The following is a 1,349-nucleotide window of genomic DNA, read 5'->3' as shown; positions in this document are numbered from 1 at the left end:
GGGTCTAATGAGATGGTCACCCCCACCCTGTGAGCGGTACGCTGACAGGGTGTTTTTCTTTCAGGAGAGGCCATCATGGAAAACGTTGCGCTTATTGGTATTGATCTCGGTAAACACTCTTTTCACATTCACTGTCAAGACCGGTTCGGCAAGGCTCTTCTTCGCAAGAAGTTCAACCGGACAAAGCTCATCGAATCCCTCGCAACTTTTCCTGTATGCACCATCGTCATGGAGGCATGTGCCGGAGCCCATTACATGGCTCGTCGGCTGGCTGAATTTGGGCATGAGAGTAAGCTCATTTCGCCTCAATTCGTGCGCCCATTCGTCAAGAGCAACAAGAACGACTTCATCGATGCTGAAGCTATTTGCGAGGCCGCCTGCCGTCCCTCCATGCGGTTTGTAACGCCCAAGACCGAAAGCCAGCAAACGTTGGGAGCACTGCATCGTGTGCGCGAATCGTTTGTGCGCGATCGGGTTAAGGCATCGAACCAGATACACGGCTTTTTACTCGAATTTGGCATCAGTCTGCCCGTCGGTCATGCCGCCATCAAGCGCCTGCCTTCTGTGATGGCTGAACACGAGTTACCAGCGCGACTGATTACCATGTTGGAGAGGCTGCATGCCCATTTCAAGTATCTGGAGCAGCAAATTGCCGAGATCGACAAGGAACTGGCCAGCCAGCTTGGCGATGACGATCTTGGTCAGCGTCTGATGACAATCCCTGGTGTCGGCCCGATCACTGCCAGCGTGTTGGCCGCCGAGCTCGGTGACGGAAAACACTATCGATGTAGTCGTGATTTCGCGGCGTCAGTCGGATTGGTACCACGCCAGTACAGTACTGGGGGCCGGGCAAACCTGAAGGGTATCAGCAAGCGTGGCGACAAAAATCTTAGACGATTGTTGGTGCAATGTGCACGAGCCTATATGCAACGGCTAGAGCGGCAAACGGGACGATTGGCTGATTGGGTCAGGTCTATGTTGACTCGGCGGCATTCGAATGTTGTGGCTTGTGCACTAGCCAACAAGTTGGCCCGCACGGCTTGGGCGCTGGCGGCACGGCATACCGAATTTCGGGCAATGCCAACCTGACGCGCCCCTATTTACTTTTGTACTGACACACCCACCTGGTTTTGCGACTGTGATATTGGATGACGTGAACGGCATACCGGCCTGACTGATAACCTGGCAAAAGAATAGGCTTTCTAGGCCGAGGGTCTTTTTAGGACAGTCAGGCGCGATTCTCATCGTGGCGCGGAGAACATTCTCCATCAAGACGCCGGATAGATTTAAGCAAGCCAACCACAACACCCGAAATCAAGGTTGCAAAAAAGGGGGTGACCATAGATTTT

1 protein-coding gene is annotated in these 1,349 nt (G+C 53.4%); it reads left to right on the top strand.

Going from position 1 to position 1,349, the window contains the following annotated elements; genetic code table 11:
- Window positions 1-75: 75 nt before the first annotated feature.
- Entirely contained in the window at window positions 76-1,089 is a 1,014-nt protein-coding gene (locus J9892_RS15205) for an IS110-like element ISAeca3 family transposase (RefSeq protein ID WP_052815087.1), read from the top strand.
- Window positions 1,090-1,349 lie beyond the last annotated feature (260 nt).

This window comes from Aeromonas sp. Prich7-2, assembly GCF_017939255.1.
Classification (GTDB): Bacteria; Pseudomonadota; Gammaproteobacteria; order Enterobacterales; family Aeromonadaceae; genus Aeromonas; species Aeromonas caviae.
The sequence above is the reverse complement of the archived record's forward strand: the minus strand, read 5'-3'. Positions and strand labels throughout refer to the sequence as shown.

Excerpts from the sequence above, each read along its gene's own strand:
- J9892_RS15205 (WP_052815087.1), top strand. The coding sequence starts at position 76 with ATGGAAAACGTTGCGCTTATTGGTATTGATCTCGGTAAACACTCTTTT.